Source organism: Ruegeria profundi (assembly GCF_020171505.1).
GTDB classification, from domain to species: domain Bacteria; phylum Pseudomonadota; class Alphaproteobacteria; order Rhodobacterales; family Rhodobacteraceae; genus Ruegeria; species Ruegeria profundi.
Window position 1 is genome coordinate 393,354 of sequence record NZ_JAIUZS010000004.1, and the last position, 14,718, is coordinate 408,071.

At 57.1% G+C, this 14,718-nt stretch carries 13 protein-coding genes; 2 read left to right on the forward strand and 11 right to left on the reverse strand.

What is annotated here, in order from left to right; genetic code table 11:
- Nucleotides 1-3: 3 nt before the first annotated feature.
- Nucleotides 4-1,005 (forward strand): DUF2125 domain-containing protein, encoded by a 1,002-nt coding sequence (locus tag LCM21_RS12300; protein ID WP_224890863.1) that lies wholly within the window; start codon nucleotides 4-6, stop codon nucleotides 1,003-1,005.
- Here LCM21_RS12300 and LCM21_RS12305 read toward each other — a convergent pair.
- From LCM21_RS12305 to LCM21_RS12320, 4 genes are all read right to left on the reverse strand, one after another.
- Nucleotides 1,002-1,820: an extensin-like domain-containing protein gene (locus LCM21_RS12305; RefSeq protein WP_224890864.1), complete on the reverse strand. Its 819-nt coding sequence runs from the start codon at nucleotides 1,818-1,820 to the stop codon at nucleotides 1,002-1,004. The two genes, LCM21_RS12300 and LCM21_RS12305, sit on opposite strands and share 4 nt — an antisense overlap.
- Nucleotides 1,817-2,737, reverse strand: a complete 921-nt coding sequence (locus LCM21_RS12310; protein ID WP_224890865.1) for a prephenate/arogenate dehydrogenase family protein — start codon at nucleotides 2,735-2,737, stop codon at nucleotides 1,817-1,819. Before LCM21_RS12310 ends, LCM21_RS12305 begins: the two co-directional genes overlap by 4 nt.
- A complete protein-coding gene (gene hisC, locus LCM21_RS12315; RefSeq protein ID WP_224890866.1) occupies nucleotides 2,734-3,819 on the reverse strand; it encodes a histidinol-phosphate transaminase in 1,086 nt (361 codons plus the stop codon). The genes LCM21_RS12310 and hisC overlap by 4 nt, the downstream gene beginning before the upstream one ends.
- A gap of 65 nt (nucleotides 3,820-3,884) precedes the next feature.
- Nucleotides 3,885-5,303 carry an aminotransferase class V-fold PLP-dependent enzyme gene (locus LCM21_RS12320; RefSeq protein ID WP_224890867.1) on the reverse strand — a complete coding sequence of 473 codons (1,419 nt, stop codon included), beginning with the start codon at nucleotides 5,301-5,303 and terminating at the stop codon, nucleotides 3,885-3,887.
- Between the two features lie 103 nt (nucleotides 5,304-5,406).
- Between LCM21_RS12320 and LCM21_RS12325 the strand changes: the two genes are divergently transcribed.
- Nucleotides 5,407-5,868 carry an Lrp/AsnC family transcriptional regulator gene (locus tag LCM21_RS12325; RefSeq protein WP_224890868.1) on the forward strand — a complete coding sequence of 154 codons (462 nt, stop codon included), beginning with the start codon at nucleotides 5,407-5,409 and terminating at the stop codon, nucleotides 5,866-5,868.
- Between the two features lie 128 nt (nucleotides 5,869-5,996).
- Here LCM21_RS12325 and rpsD read toward each other — a convergent pair whose 3' ends face one another.
- The 7 genes from rpsD to LCM21_RS12360 form a co-directional block, all read right to left on the reverse strand.
- Nucleotides 5,997-6,617, reverse strand: a complete 621-nt coding sequence (rpsD, locus tag LCM21_RS12330) for a 30S ribosomal protein S4 (protein ID WP_224890869.1) — start codon at nucleotides 6,615-6,617, stop codon at nucleotides 5,997-5,999.
- A 280-nt stretch (nucleotides 6,618-6,897) separates the two neighbouring features.
- Nucleotides 6,898-7,440, reverse strand: coding sequence for a hypothetical protein (locus tag LCM21_RS12335; RefSeq protein WP_224890870.1), 543 nt, complete (start codon nucleotides 7,438-7,440; stop codon nucleotides 6,898-6,900).
- A 359-nt stretch (nucleotides 7,441-7,799) separates the two neighbouring features.
- On the reverse strand, nucleotides 7,800-8,255 hold the full coding sequence (locus LCM21_RS12340; RefSeq protein WP_224890871.1) for a hypothetical protein: 456 nt from the start codon (nucleotides 8,253-8,255) through the stop codon (nucleotides 7,800-7,802).
- A 489-nt stretch (nucleotides 8,256-8,744) separates the two neighbouring features.
- Nucleotides 8,745-10,802, reverse strand: coding sequence for a DEAD/DEAH box helicase (locus LCM21_RS12345; protein WP_224890872.1), 2,058 nt, complete (start codon nucleotides 10,800-10,802; stop codon nucleotides 8,745-8,747).
- 226 nt (nucleotides 10,803-11,028) lie between these two features.
- On the reverse strand, nucleotides 11,029-11,685 hold the full coding sequence (locus LCM21_RS12350) for a hypothetical protein (RefSeq protein ID WP_224890873.1): 657 nt from the start codon (nucleotides 11,683-11,685) through the stop codon (nucleotides 11,029-11,031).
- Between the two features lie 283 nt (nucleotides 11,686-11,968).
- Nucleotides 11,969-12,142 (reverse strand): hypothetical protein, encoded by a 174-nt coding sequence (locus LCM21_RS12355; protein ID WP_224890874.1) that lies wholly within the window; start codon nucleotides 12,140-12,142, stop codon nucleotides 11,969-11,971.
- Nucleotides 12,143-12,398: 256 nt separating this feature from the next.
- Nucleotides 12,399-14,681 (reverse strand): adenosylcobalamin-dependent ribonucleoside-diphosphate reductase, encoded by a 2,283-nt coding sequence (locus tag LCM21_RS12360; RefSeq protein ID WP_224890875.1) that lies wholly within the window; start codon nucleotides 14,679-14,681, stop codon nucleotides 12,399-12,401.
- Between the last annotated feature and the right edge of the window lie 37 nt (nucleotides 14,682-14,718).

Here is a 14,718-nt window from a genome sequence, read left to right on the forward strand (position 1 = left end):
GCCATGCGCGGTCTGATACGAGCAGTCATTTTCATAGTTGTGATCTGGAGCGCCTATTGGTTCGTCGCCGGTTTCGGTCTGCGCAACGCAATCACCGCGTGGTTCGATGCGCAGCAGGCGCGCGGCTGGCAAGCCGAATTCTCGGACGTTAAAACCGACGGGTACCCGTTTCACCACATGACGCGTCTGAATAACCCCGCGCTGGCCGATCCGGGCACCGGCACCGCATGGAGCGCAGACTGGATCGAATTCCAAAGCCCCGCGATCTGGCCCGGACGACAGGCTCTTCGGTTTGCCGATACGCCTCAGCGCCTGTCCTATTTCGACCAGACCGCAACCATCCAAGCCAGTGAGCTGCAAGCCGAATTGCAACTTCAGCCCGGTGTGGCCTTGGTTCTTGAGAAGATGGCGCTGACTGCGGGCCCGTGGTCAATAACCGACGACACCGAGGCGCTGGCCGGCGGCAATACATTGGCCCTGGTGATGGAGCAGAGCGCAATACCCGAGGCATACGTAATCCGCGCCCAAGTCGACGGCTTCACGCCCGGGGATGACTTGCGCGAGTTGATGCGCTCGGCCACGACGTTGCCGCAGGCTTTTGAGACGCTCGAACTGGACCTGACCGCCACGTTCGACAAAACGTGGGACCGCTCTGCCCTGGAAGAAAGCAGACCGCAGCCGGTAAAAATCGACCTGCGGTTGGCCGAGATGAAATGGGGTGCCTTACGCCTGTTCGCAGCTGGCGAGTTGGATGTTGATGCGCAAGGAATTCCAACCGGTGAAATTGCAATCCGGGCCGAGAATTGGCGCGACATGATCGCCATGGCCAACGCCGCCGGTGCTTTGCCGGATCAGGCGGTTGACACGGTGACGCGCGCGCTGAATTTCATGGCGGGTCTGGGCGGCAATCCGAATACGCTGGATATGCAGCTGAATCTTAGGGATGGTTTTGTGGCCTTGGGCCCCCTGCCGCTTGGTCCTGCCCCTCGTCTGATCTTGCGCTAGCGGCAGTATGGGCCACGGCGATGGCGCGCCGTATCCAGGTGGAAATGGTCCTGGTGATACCGGTCTGCATTTGGCCCCAGCACAGTGCCAAACGGACCACACGCGCCACGCCAAACCTTGGTAAGCTGACGTTTTGACGGATTCTTGCGCCAGCCGTTCAACACCGTCACAACCTCACCATCCGCCATTTTAAAACCCGAGATATCAATCGCCCGGCCTTTGCCGTGTTCTGAAATCCTTGCACCTTTTTGATTGTTCCGGGTGCGGCAGGCATAGTGGGCGGCGACCTGCAACTCAACCACCGGCCCGCGCCGTTTGAAGGTTGGTATAACGGACTTGTCGACCCACTCGTTCAGAGCAATCGCCGTACCACAATCCATTGTCGACGGACGGCTAAGAGTCACACCAGAAACCGAGGTGATCTGAACCGCTTCTTTGATCCCACACGCCTTGATCTTTCCGGGTACACGACCGACCGGTTTACCCTGAATGGCGATATCCCCACAAACCGAGCTTTTGCGCAGCTTGCGCTTTTTGAACAGCGCCTCTTGCTCTAACGCCTTTGGCCGCAGATAGGGCATCAGCGAGGTATCCGGCCCCAGCAAGGGTAAATTTGCAGGACGAGCAGCGACTGCCAGGGCTTGCGGAGACACTGGGCGCAGAGCCGGGCGAACCTTGACGTTTGGTACGGAGGACGCGAAAGCAAAGGATGTCCGCGCGACGGGAACCAGCGACTGTTCCGGAGGGGAGGCGTTGGACACTGTCGCACTAACGGCCACGCATCCGATCACCAACATCCTCCAGAGGTGTCTCATGGCTTCGCCTTTCCCCTTCCGAAATCCGGCGCATCCGTATCCTGCCCCGCGTCGATGATCCCACGGCGGATCGCGCGCGTACGGGTGAAGTAGTCGAACAGATGCTCGCCATCACCGGTACGGATAGCACGTTGCAGCGCAAAAAGCTCTTCGGTGAAGCGGCCTAGAATTTCCAGCGTCGCATCCTTGTTCGACAGGAACACATCCCGCCACATGGTCGGGTCCGAGGCGGCAATCCGCGTGAAATCCCGGAAACCGGCAGCCGAGTATTTGATAACCTCGCTGTCCGTCACCCGGCGCAGGTCGTCTGCCACACCCACCATCGTATAGGCGATCAGGTGCGGCGCGTGCGAAGTGACAGCCAGAACCAGATCATGATGCTCTGCGTCCATTTCATCTACATAAGACCCCATGCCCTCCCACAGCGCACGCAGACGAGCAATGGCGTCGGGATCCGAATCTGCAACCGGCACCAACAAGCACCAGCGGTTGTCGAAAAGCTCGGCAAACCCAGATTCGGGGCCGGAATGCTCGGTCCCGGCCAATGGATGGGCCGGAACGAAATGCACGCCATCAGGAACATGGGGTGAGACCGCCTGAATCACATGCCCTTTGACAGACCCCACATCAGTGACGGTCGCCCCCGGCTTCAAGGCCGGTGCAATTTCCTCGGCCACTGCGCCCATCACCCCGACGGGAATACACAGAACCACCAGATCGGCGCCCTCGGCCGCCTCTTGCGCTGTCTCACAGACCCGATCGCACAGGCCGATCCGCCGTGCAGTCTCACGGGTCGCCTTGGACCGTGCATAGCCGGTGACCTCATTGGCAAGGCCCGCGCGTTTGATAGCCCAAAACATGGATGACGCAATCAGACCCAGTCCGATCAGAGCGACGCGGTCATATACCTGACTCATGCGGCACCCCTTTTGAACGCGGTAATGGCCGCGACGACACGACGGCAGGCCTCTTCGTCACCCACGGTGATGCGCAGTGCGTTCGGCAGGTTATACCCTGCGACGCGCCGCACAATCAGACCTTGGGTCTTGAGAAAGTCGTCACAGGCCTCGGCCTCGGCCTGATCGGCAAAACGCGCGAGGATAAAGTTGGTGCATGAGGCATCCGAGGCAACGCCAATCTTGGCCAGTTCATCTGACAACCACACGCGCAGGCGCGCATTCTCGGCCTGACAAAAGGACAGAAAATCCTGATCAGCCAACGCCGCTTCGGCCGCAGCCAACGCCGTCAAAGACAGGTTGAAAGGCTGGCGCACCCGGTTCAGCACATCGATGATTGCCTTCGCGGCATAGCCCCAGCCAACGCGCATTCCGCCCAGCCCGTAGACCTTTGAAAACGTCCGGGTCATGATCACATTCTCGAACCGATCCACCAGCGATGCGCCGCCGTCAAATCCATCGACAAATTCGGCATAGGCCCCGTCAATCACCATCAGGCAGGTCTGCGGCAAAGCCTCGGCCAGTCTTACCAGTTCAGCCTCGGCAATCATGGTCGAGGTCGGATTGCCCGGATTGGTCACGAACACGATCCGCGTTTCGTCGGTGAGGGCGGCAAGAATATTGTCCACGTCCACGCGGCGCTCACGCTCTGGCACCATGACAGGCGTCGCCCCGGCCATGCGGGCGATGATCGGATACATCGAGAAACCATGCTCAGTATAAATGACCTCATCCCCCGGCCCGGCATACGCCTGAGCGACGAACTGCAGTACCTCATCGCTGCCAACGCCGCAGACGATCCGCGCGGGGTCCAACCCGTGACGCTTTCCAATCGCTGCCCGAAGACTGGCGTGGTCCGTACTTGGATAGCGGTGCAGCGTTGCCGCACTGTTTCGCACGGCCTCAATCGCTTTGGGGCTGGGACCGAAAGGGTTTTCGTTCGAGCTGAGTTTGATCACATGCTCAACCCCGGCCAGATGCGACTGGCCGCCCTGATACAGCGCGATGTCCATAATGCCGGGTTGAGGTGTGATCTTGTTCATAAGAGGCTCCGTTTATTGAAGCCTCTCATACCTGTCTCAACGGAGTGAGAAAAGCGGCAATTCCGTCACGCCGCCCGGAAACGGGCCGTCGCCGGGTCAGCGCTGTAAAACGGTGCAAATTCTTCGGTTCGGCGCGACAGGTCGTTAACGCTGTCGATGATGAACTGAACGGTATCCTCATGCATCAGATACGAAAAGTTCAGCCGCACCCAACCGGGCTTTTTCATCTCTTCCCCCGCAGACAGAGATGCATACAGCTGGTCCGACGCTGCACGGTCAATCCCCAGCAGACGATGCGCATACGGCCCGGCACAGGCACACCCGCCCCGTGCCTGTATGCCATAAACATCGCTAAGCATTCGGGTAAACAGTTGCTGGTGTACGGGCTGACCTGAATTGTCGCGTACAAGAAAGGAAAATATCGGCAGGCGATGCGGGTTGCCCGTGCCCAACAGGGTCAGGTTCGGGTTTCCGCGCCAACCTTCCAACGCCATATGGTTGTACTGCGCCTCGCGGCGGGCGATCTCATCGGTGCCGACAACATCCTTGACGATGAAAGCAAGCGCTGCACGAATGTCTCCGATCACATTGGGCGTACCGGCCTCTTCCCGCGTAGCCAGATCTTCGCTGTAGTCATGCCGCCAGGGCGAGACAAAGCTGACCGTGCCGCCACCGGGCCAACTGGGGCAAGCCCGCTTTACGGCCTTCTGGTTGACGATCAGGACACCTGAGGCCCCCGGCCCACCCGGAAACTTATGCGGTGAAACAACGATGGCATCCTTGCGCGCATCCTCGGGGCCCATGTCCATCGGCAGGTAGGGGCCGCCACCTGCGTAATCCCACACCGAAACTGCCCCATGCGCCTTGAGCAACCGCGTTATCGGGTCCGGATCGGTGATGATTCCCGTCACGTTTGAAGCCGCCGAAAAGGATCCGATAACCAGATCCGATGCGGCGTTCTCGACCAGAATTTGTTCCAGTACAGCCAGATCAACGCCCCCGTCAGCCGCCTCGGGCACCTCGATTACGCGCGCCTTGCTTTCACGCCACGGCAGGATGTTCGAGTGATGTTCATACGGCCCGATCAAGACAACCGGCCGGTCAGCTGTATTTACACCCAACAAGCTGACCAGCCGGTTCAGGCCCGCAGTGGCACCGGACCCGGTGAAAATCACCGCATCCTCTCCCCGTGTCGCACCAACGATGCGGGCTATTTCTGAACGCGCCTCGCGGCGTAAGCGCGTCATGTATGATCCGCAATAGGAGGCCTCGGTGTGGCTGTTCGCATAGAAAGGCAGCACCTGTTCGGCAACAAACCTTTCAACCTGACGCAGCGCACGCCCCGAAGCGACGTAATCCGCATAGACCAGCGGCACGTCCCCGTGCAAACCCGGGATCAGAACGTTGTCTCCGATCAGCCCATCACGCAGGCTAGCAATGCGAGTGGTGGTTTGGATGTCTGCGCGAAACTTGGACAGGGTCATGGTTTGGGCTCCGTATTGCACCACCCAATATGATTGAGGTGCTGCGCAGATACTTCACAATATTTTGCTGAATTTCTCCCTATTTTGTGTCAAATGACTTCATATGAATGAAAATTTAGATCGAATCGACACACGCATCCTGAAAGAGCTTCAGCAGGACGCCACCCTGTCCCAACGCGAGCTGGCCGACCGAGTCGGCCTGTCACAGAACGCCTGCTGGCGGCGGCTCAAGTCACTGAACGAAAACGGCGTACTGATTGGGTCAACCGCGAGAATCGCGCGTGAGAAACTTGGATTAAGCCTTGTGGTTTTCGTCATGCTGCGCACGCGCCATCACTCGGCCGAGTGGCTGCAGGCCTTTCGCCGCCACGTTCTGACCATCCCCGAGGTAGTGGATTTTCACAGGATCGGTGGTGACTACGATTATCAGCTGAAAGTAGTCACACAGGATATGACGTCATACGACAAGGTCTACCAGCGCCTGATTGAAAAGGTCGAACTGGACAGCGTGACCTCTTACTTCGCAATGGAAGCAATCGCCGAGGGGCGCCCGCTGCCACTCTGATCCGCTCTTCATCTGGCCGAAAATATCCCGGGGGAATCGCGGCCTGACGCGATGGGGGCAGCGCCCCCCTTTAACAAAAAAGACCGCGCCTTCCGGCGCGGCCTTTCGGAATTCGATATCAGCGAAGATTAGTTCTTCGCGTAGAATTCGACGACCAGGTTCGGCTCCATAACAACCGGGTAAGGCACATCACTCAGGCCCGGTGCGCGGACGAAAGTTGCCGTCATCTTCGAGTGGTCGGCGTCAATGTAATCAGGCACATCACGCTCGGCCAAAGCGGCAGCTTCCAGAACAACGGCCAGTTGCTTGGATTTGTCACGCACTTCGATAACGTCCCCTTCCTTCACACGGTAAGACGGGATGTTGACCCGCTTACCGTTTACTTTGACGTGACCGTGGTTCACGAACTGACGTGCAGCGAAGACAGTCGCTACGAACTTGGCGCGGTAAACAACAGCGTCCAGGCGGCGTTCCAGCAGACCGATCAGGTTTTCACCGGTGTCGCCTTTGACACGCTCAGCTTCGGCGTAGATGCGGCGGAATTGCTTCTCGGTCAGGTCGCCGTAGTAACCTTTCAGCTTCTGCTTGGCGCGCAGCTGCAGACCAAAGTCCGACAGTTTGCCCTTGCGGCGCTGACCGTGCTGGCCGGGGCCATATTCACGACGGTTGATCGGGGATTTCGGACGACCCCAGATGTTTTCACCCATCCGGCGGTCAATTTTGTACTTGGCAGACGTGCGTTTGGTCACGGCTGATCTCCTTCTTTAGTGGCATTGCAGCTTGATCCGAAAACCGGTTCCCACTTTTCGGGCTGCAATAGCGTCTCCGCTCAACCCGATGCGAGATAGTTTCGGCCGCACCGCAACAATGAAGGGCGTTGTCCTCTTGAGGTTTCCCCCATGACAGGCATCCCCTTGCGGGGGCCACCAACACCAATGAAGCCGCGCTTATATATGCGAAACCGGCGGAGTCAACAGAGCAAACCATGCGACGCAGGAATTTCCTCGGAAACTCATCCTTATCGGGGCTTCAATCGACCCTGCGACCAACTAAAACCGCTTTCCTTGGATCCAGATCGCCCACATCCGGCGTTGGCCTGAACGGAAACGCAACGATGGTCCTGTCCTGTTCAGCTGCTTCGTCGCTTTGGTTTTCGATCTCGATGAATTCACTGATCCAGAATTCCTGATCACGCCCCGGACATGCACCTTCGAAGATGAGTATTGGAGCCGATTCACCCGAAACAAGAAAGACGTGCCCCGTGAAGGTCTGGGCACCATTTGTCAAAACGATCAGTCCACGCGCTGCGTCCGGCAGGTTCTGTATCTGAACGTTCCGAACCGTTGGTGCCGCTTGGGTGCCGGCCACTCTGCCCAACTCCAAAGGCTGCGCGGCGGGCTCCGCCAGATACCGCGCCTGACCGCGCCATGACCACGCTGCTCCGACACTCAGAAAGGACAAGGGCGCAGCCTCAAGCCCATCGATTTCCGTCTGAGTCCAGAAAATGGCTACTCGACCGCTTGCTCCGGTTCTCATTTGACCGCCTGTACCGTTCAACTTATCACTGCTCACGTTTTTCATCCTTATCAGCGCAAAATGAGGCGGAAAAGAGACATCAATACAGTGATCGTTAAACTGTTGCGTAAGAGATTCAATTCACGTTCCCTTGTGGATCGGTAACGCACAGGGCGTGATATCAGCACTTTCTCGTGCTTGGCACGGGTTTCGCGGGCTCGTCGGCAGATACACCGAACGTTCGGCTTTGTTCACCGTCGCATTGGCACTTGCCGCGCCTCACCTGAAACCCGCAGGCGCGCTGCACGACCGAGGTTCCTCGGTCGTGTCTACAGACAGGTTCAAAGCAGATATTTTCGGGCTACTGCAAACTGCCACCCGAAGGCGGCAATCTGGATGGTGCTTATGCTGGGAGGTCAGATTTCCAAGGATTTGGGCAGGTCCACCCTTCGGTAGAGAATCGCGCCCGGGGTTTTCGGGTCGAAAGCCGGTTTAATTTCGTGAGCAGCCAGCATCCGTTTCAACTGAGGCTGATTGCATTTCGCCTCGATCAGAAGGCTTTTGAAAGTCACATATCTCCTGCGGAAGCAGGCCATGGCGGCGGGTGTGACCCACGCGTCTTCTTCACCTTGAACGCTGACAGTTTTCAAAACCGTCTGGCCAAACTGGGCTGAGATCAGCCGCTTACCGGCAGCCACTCCGATACCCAGCATCATGAACGCAAGACCAGCACTCATGCCTGTCAGGCCGCGCGGCGTAAGGGATTTCACCTCCCGCGGATCGACCAGGAGGCCGCTGAGGCCGGGCTCATTTTCGAGCCGCATGACGCGCCGCAGCCGGCCGCCAAATACAGCGGAAAGGACCAGCTTCATCTTCTGAGATGACGCCTTTGGCCCAGAGCACATTCTTGAGCGTGACATTATTCATCGGATTTGTGTCGATGGCACCGTATTGCAGCCCGACGCGGCACCGAACATGGCCTGATCGCCTGTTGATCCAACCGTTGCCTGCCTGATCGCAGGCCTTCGAGGTCCCGCGGGGACGTGGGTCCGATGATGCTGTGGTCCGGACCGTCGCTGACACCAATCAAGCAAGCCAATGAGATGGGCAGATCGGAACTATATCGAACCAGCATCATGTTGGCAGCCAAGGCGCTGAGCACGAACCGAAGCATGGACCCGAAGGACCCCAATCGAAGGCCGCGACAGAAAGCAGGGCGGGCAAGATTAGACACAGCGACACCGCCATCGCGGACCAATCATGCTGCGCAAAACAGCTTGACTGAGGCATCCCCGATGCAGAAGCCCGGGGCCTAGGCAGATTTCATTTTTTCACTGGTCTATCTGTAGGCAACTCAGTGCTCAATTTCTCTTCGAAGGCTTGCGGAAAGGTCTTGCTTCTCCACCCTTGCCGTTTCTGCTTTTTGAACGCGGCACGTTTGAGTCTTTGTGGTTGGCCTTTTGGCGCGCCTTTGGCGCTCGCAGAGATTTGGATGTGTCAGCGGCGTTCTTTTCTCGTTTTTGTCGCTTCTTTTCCCTCGCGGCGGGCTGTAGTTTTGCCTTTCCGTGCTCGCTTGTCGGCTGCCTATGCAGAGCTTTGTCCTGCTTTGGCGTATCCTCGCTTGCTTGTCTACTCGATGTGCTTGCAGCGGATATTCTTCGGCCCTTTGGGCGCTCGGATGCAATCCGGGCATTTTGGTTGGAATGTTCGGAGCCGCGCGCAGACTTCGACGGCTTGCCTGCACGAGGTCCTAGGTTTTTGACTGCTTTGTCTGATGAATTTGGTGCCGCAGGCGGTCCCTTAGGAGAGGCATCGAAATCTGGTGTGCCTGCCAGCTCAGTGAGGGTCGCACCTTGTTCTAAGGTGAGCTCGGCCCCCAATTCCTGTTTCATTGCGGGCACAGCATCATTGGCAATCTCGACAAAGGTCTCTTGGTATTGAACGCGGATTGCGCCGATGGCGTCTTTGGATAAACCCGCGTTGCGGCACAGCATTGGCAACAACCAACGCGGCTCCGCACGCTGTTTGCGCCCCAAAGAAAGTGAGAACCAGGTGCTTGGCCCAAACGCCGCGCGCCTATCAGTGTTGCGTTTTCCGGGCTCTGGCGCCGTTCCTATGATCTCCGGTGCCGAGTGGCGCTCTCGGTAAAGGCGCATGTAGGCTGCAGCGACCTGCTCTGGAGTTCTTCCGCTGAGCAGCCGTTCTGCAAAAGCCGTTTCCTCGGCACTTGGCGGCTCATCCAGGGCGGGATTGGAAATGATGCGTTCCTCTTCCCGTGCGAGCACCTCGTCCGCAGAGGGCGGGGCGCCCCATTCGGCCTCCAACTTGGCTGATTTCAGCAATCGTTGCGCCTTTGAGCGTTGTCGACCTGGCACAATCAGGATGGACATTCCTTTGCGCCCGGCGCGACCTGTCCGCCCAGAGCGATGCAGCAAAGTTTCCGCATTTGAAGGAAGATCTGCATGGATCACCAACTCCAGCCCTGGAAGATCAATGCCACGGGCGGCCACGTCCGTCGCAACACAGACCTGCGCGCGCTTGTCACGCAGGGCCTGCATCGCATTGGTGCGCTCTGTCTGGCTGAGCTCCCCCGACAGTGAGACGACAGCAAAACCCCGATTGGAGAATTTCGCGGTCAGACGCGCAACCATGGATCGGGTATTGGCGAACACAATTGCGGTCTCTGCGTTGTGATAGCACAGCAAATTGATGATCGCTTTTTCGATATCTGACGGGGCCACGTTCAGGGCACTATAGGTAATGTCCGAATGCTGTGCTTCTGCACTTCCGACCTTGATCCGCTGCGCATCTTCTTTCTGGTAAGTCTGGGCCAGCTTGGCAATGCCTCGCGGAACAGTGGCAGAGAACATCAAGGTGCGCCGGCTCTTGGGCGTTTGATCAAGGATGTATTCAAGGTCTTCGGCGAACCCCATGTCCAACATTTCGTCGGCCTCGTCGAGAACAACAGTCCGCAAATCACTCAGGTCGATCACACCACGCGCGATATGATCGCGCAGGCGCCCAGGCGTGCCGACCACGACATGTGCACCACGTTCGAGTGTCCTGCGTTCTGCGCGCGCATCCATACCACCCACCGCCGACGCAGTGACTATCCCGGCCTCAGCAAACAGCCAGTCGAACTCTCGTCGAACTTGCAGGGCCAGTTCGCGCGTGGGTGCGATAATCACGGCCAATGGCGCCGCTGGTCGGTCAAACCGACCGTACTTATCAAGAAGTTCCTCCGCCATTGCCAGCCCGAAGCCCACGGTCTTACCTGAACCGGTTTGTGCTGAGACAAGCAGATCTTTTCCTGCCAGCGCTTCATCTGACACAGCCTCTTGTACGGGGGTCAAGCCGCTATAGCCTTTTTGGGTCAGCGCAATGGATAGGGTTTTCGGGAGGGCTGAGAAATCTTGCATGGGTCACCAAATGCCGGGAAAGATCTGGCGATAGTAGTATTTGGGTCAGATGTATAGCCCGGAACGTGCGCCCGAAAGAGAAATGCGTCAGTCACGGGATTGCTGCGCTGCCTCCGAACTCTGGAACGAGCCCGAAGCGGATACTTTTTTGAAATGTAAAAATTGTGACACCAAACCTTTCGCGGTCGAGGAACGCCATGAGTTTGAAGCAAGGTCAATCAGGTCATTAAATGGTCAACAATCCCACACAGGTAATGTTTCTCTTTCGTATGAACTCCACTTCTGGCGCAGTGACGGTCTGTCCGTTGATTTGGATGTTCGGCATCAATACTTTAAAACTTGGTGGGAATTTTTTCTTGCCGAGGCTCAACGCATCCCCAATACGCCCAGCCAGATTTCTTGAGCTATCCTCCGGAATTTCGATATAGACATTTTCCCCTAAGACTTTTGGCCAATGGTAGTCTGGGTCACTAAAGCGATCTGCAAATTCAGTAATATAACCCTTGTCTATTAGCTCCTCGCCATTCGGGCTTCGAACGCTAATAATCTGTTCTGGGACTACAACGACAGCGTTGTATGGATTAAAGAAATCGAAAATGAAATGACACTCCTGCTCCCCGGCGAAGTTGCTTTGAGTACAGCTTACCCACATTTCTAAATTCACACCGTCTGTAAGCGGATAGACTGCTCGGGGAGTTAGATTCGCTCGCGGATAAAAAAATTGCTTTGGATCTTTTATCGTGGCGCCTTGTACCGAAGGTATATAATAAGGCCAGCTTACTGGAATTGCGCACGCGATGGTTACGTAAAAGATGAGACAAAGGGCTAAAAAGCCGACCGGCACAAGCAGAACCAAAGTTTCAACTCGTTTGAGCGAAGGCATTGCATAAACCCAGAATTTTCTGTCCGGCTGACCAAACTATCAATTACACTATTGGTCGAATTATTGTTTGATCGACATCAATTGCACTGCAAAACGAATTCCGCTTCGCTGCCACTGGCCTAGCACGCAGTTTCAGCCCGTTCCGCCACCACTTGCTTGAGGACTGCTATTCACCTCAGGGAACCGCTCCATAAAACGCAACGCCTCATCTGTGATGCAGTGGTCTTGAGCCTGCATATGCGGCTCATTTTCTGTGGATTGAGCGGACGGAGAAACTGCGTGCTCAATGATGGACCCCAGCCGCCTCCATCCCTTCACCCCTTGTCAGCATCCGGCTAACGTGCCGAAGGTTCAGCTCCGCACCGCGTCCGGAAATTTCCAACGCCTCAGCCACGGCCTCAACCGACGCCTGCGTCAATCCACGGCGTCGCACCTCACGACGGGCAAATTCGGCCAATTCCGTGACAGGAATTGAAGGAAGGTGAATAAGCCCTGCTCAAAACCGCCGTTTCAGTCAACAGGAGGTGCTGATCTTCGGAGGGGGAAACGCACCCCTTCAGCATGCAAAAGGCGGAGATCGCATAAGCTATTGTTTTAAAACAAAACCACCGGCCGAATTTCGGCCGATGGCAATTAACCTCGTGTCAATATGGCAGGAAACCCTTGCCAATGGCAGTTAATTCATGGGTCCGACATATGTCTAAGCTGCGCAATTACCCACACTTGGAATGACCGCAGCTTCGGCAGGTCATGCAGCCTTCAATCATCACCATGTCGTACTGACCACAAGACGGGCAGGCCTTTCCACGCGGCGCATCCATGTTCACAACCTGCGCTTGAGGGTCGGACTTGAGGCCCATGCCCTCACCTTCAAGGAAGCCTATGGCGACCATATGTTGCTCGATCACGCCACCAATTGCCGCCAAGATCGACGGGATGTACTTGCCCTGCACCCACGCACCTCCGCGCGGGTCAAAAACGGCTTTCAATTCTTCGACGACAAACGAGACGTCACCCCCACGCCGGAACACGGCCGAGATCATGCGGGTCAGCGCAACGGTCCAGGCGAAGTGCTCCATATTTTTCGAATTGATGAAAACTTCGAACGGGCGGCGACGTCCACCGATGATTATATCGTTAATCGTCAGATAGATGGCGTGCTCACTGTCGGGCCATTTCAGTTTGTAAGTCGAACCTTCAAGTGACTGCGGCCGGTCCAGCGGTTCAGACATATAAATGACGTCGCCGCCTTCGACTTCTTGCGGGGCATCCGCGCTTTCACCCGGCGCTTTGTCCGAGTTTTCCGACACACTCAAAACGCTTCCGGTTACATCATTCGGGCGATAGGTGGTGCAACCTTTGCAGCCCTGATCCCATGCCTGCATGTAGACATCCTTGAAGTCATCAAACCCGATATCTTCCGGGCAGTTGATCGTCTTCGAGATCGAACTGTCGATCCATTTCTGCGCTGCGGCCTGCATCTTGACGTGATCCGCGGGCGTCAGAGTCTGCGCATTGACGAAATAGTCAGGCAGCTCCACGTCGCCGAACTTGTTACGCCACATCTGCACGGCATAGTCCACGACCTCTTCCTCGGTGCGTGACCCGTCTTTCTGCAGCACTTTACGCGTATAGGCATAGGCAAACACCGGCTCGATCCCGGACGAAACATTGCCCGCGTAAAGCGAAATCGTTCCCGTCGGTGCGATCGAGGTCAGCAGCGCATTGCGAATACCGTGTTCCCGGATTGCATCGCGCACGTCTTCGTCCATTTGCTGCATCGTACCGCTGGCCAGGTATTTCTCGGTATCGAACAGGGGAAACGCCCCCTTTTCCTTAGCCAAATCGACCGACGCCAGATACGCGGCGCGGGCGATCGCGTGCAACCAGCGCTCGGTCTGACGCGCCGCCTCGTCGGAACCATAGCGCAGCCCAAGCATCAACAGGGCATCGGCCAGACCCGTAACGCCCAAACCGATGCGGCGTTTGTCCTGCGCTTCGGCCTCTTGCTCGGCCAGCGGAAATTTCGACACATCAACCACGTTATCCATCATTCGGACCGCCGTGGCGACAAGCTCTTGCAGGGCGTCTTCATCCAGATGCACAGCATCTTCGAACGGCTCGGCTACCAGCCGTGCAAGGTTGATCGACCCCAGCAGGCACGCGCCGTAGGGTGGCAGAGGCTGCTCGCCACATGGATTGGTCGCCGCAATGGTTTCTACATAGCTCAGGTTGTTTGCGGCATTGATCCGGTCGATAAAGATCACGCCGGGTTCGGCGTAGTCATACGTCGCCTGCATGATCTTGTTCCACAGGTCACGCGCCTGCACTGTGTGGTAGATTTTGCCGTCAAAGACTAACTCCCACGGCCCGTCCGCCTTGACCGCCTCCATAAAGGCGTCGGTCACCAAAACCGACATGTTAAACATGCGTAGTCTGGCCGGGTCGGACTTGGCTGTGATAAAGTGTTCGATGTCCGGGTGATCGCAGCGCATCGTCGCCATCATCGCCCCGCGACGGGATCCTGCGGACATGATGGTGCGGCACATCGCGTCCCACACATCCATGAAAGACAGCGGCCCCGATGCATCAGCAGCCACCCCATGCACATCAGCACCCCTTGGCCGGATGGTCGAGAAATCATACCCAATCCCGCCACCCTGCTGCATGGTCAACGCGGCCTCTTTCAACATGTCGAAAATGCCGCCCATGCTGTCTGGAATTGTTCCCATGACAAAGCAGTTGAACAGCGTCACCTGCCGTGCCGTGCCTGCCCCGGCTGTGATGCGTCCCGCAGGCAGGTATTTGAAGTCCTCCAGTGCCGCGTAGAACTTATCCTCCCAATGGGCCGGGTCCTGTTCTACCCGCGCCAGATCGCGGGCAATGCGTCGCCAGCTATCCTCAACCGTAAGGTCAATGGGTGTCCCATCCGCTTGTTTGAAGCGGTATTTCATATCCCAAATCTGTTCGGCGATGGGGGCAGCAAAGCGGCTCATTAGCGATTCCCTGAGTAGAAAGAGATAAGCAGCTTAC

Excerpts from the sequence above, each read along its gene's own strand:
- LCM21_RS12300 (WP_224890863.1), top strand. The coding sequence starts at position 4 with ATGCGCGGTCTGATACGAGCAGTCATTTTCATAGTTGTGATCTGGAGC.
- LCM21_RS12305 (WP_224890864.1), bottom strand. The coding sequence starts at position 1,820 with ATGAGACACCTCTGGAGGATGTTGGTGATCGGATGCGTGGCCGTTAGT.
- LCM21_RS12310 (WP_224890865.1), bottom strand. The coding sequence starts at position 2,737 with ATGAGTCAGGTATATGACCGCGTCGCTCTGATCGGACTGGGTCTGATT.
- hisC (WP_224890866.1), bottom strand. The coding sequence starts at position 3,819 with ATGAACAAGATCACACCTCAACCCGGCATTATGGACATCGCGCTGTAT.
- LCM21_RS12320 (WP_224890867.1), bottom strand. The coding sequence starts at position 5,303 with ATGACCCTGTCCAAGTTTCGCGCAGACATCCAAACCACCACTCGCATT.
- LCM21_RS12325 (WP_224890868.1), top strand. The coding sequence starts at position 5,407 with ATGAATGAAAATTTAGATCGAATCGACACACGCATCCTGAAAGAGCTT.
- LCM21_RS12340 (WP_224890871.1), bottom strand. The coding sequence starts at position 8,255 with ATGAAGCTGGTCCTTTCCGCTGTATTTGGCGGCCGGCTGCGGCGCGTC.
- LCM21_RS12345 (WP_224890872.1), bottom strand. The coding sequence starts at position 10,802 with ATGCAAGATTTCTCAGCCCTCCCGAAAACCCTATCCATTGCGCTGACC.
- LCM21_RS12350 (WP_224890873.1), bottom strand. The coding sequence starts at position 11,685 with ATGCCTTCGCTCAAACGAGTTGAAACTTTGGTTCTGCTTGTGCCGGTC.
- LCM21_RS12360 (WP_224890875.1), bottom strand. The coding sequence starts at position 14,681 with ATGAGCCGCTTTGCTGCCCCCATCGCCGAACAGATTTGGGATATGAAA.